Origin of the sequence: Acinetobacter sp. NIOH-H-8 (assembly GCF_046635365.1) — a bacterium.
Classification (GTDB): domain Bacteria; phylum Pseudomonadota; class Gammaproteobacteria; order Pseudomonadales; family Moraxellaceae; genus Acinetobacter.
Window position 1 is genome coordinate 1 of sequence record NZ_JBHDVN010000291.1, and the last position, 407, is coordinate 407.

Here is a 407-nt window from a genome sequence, read left to right on the forward strand (position 1 = left end):
GCCAGCGGGCCATACCGGATTACTCAGTGGAAAATGGGCCAGTACATTGTCTATTCACGCGTCAAAAACTACTGGGCGGCTAATCTGCCGGTCAATCGTGGACGTTTTAACCTCGACACTGTCCGCTACGATTACTACCTTGATGACAATGTCGCTTTCGAGGCGTTTAAAGAGGGCGCATTTGATCTAAGGCTGGAAAACGACGCTAAAAACTGGGCAACGCGCTATATCGGTAAAAATTTCGATAATCATTACATCATTAAAGAAGAGCAGAAAAACGAGTCGGCGCAGGACACACGCTGGCTGGCCTTTAATATTCAGCGCCCGGTATTTAAAGACCGGCGGGTACGTGAAGCCGTCACCCTGGCCTTCGATTTTGAGTGGATGAATAAAGCGCTGTTCTATAA

General features: G+C 48.2%; 1 protein-coding gene. It reads left to right on the forward strand.

Going from position 1 to position 407, the window contains the following annotated elements; translation table 11 throughout:
- Positions 1-33: 33 nt before the first annotated feature.
- Positions 34-407, forward strand: a 374-nt coding sequence (locus ACEWB7_RS18290) for an ABC transporter substrate-binding protein (protein ID WP_411581132.1), incomplete at its 3' end; no start/stop codon positions are given.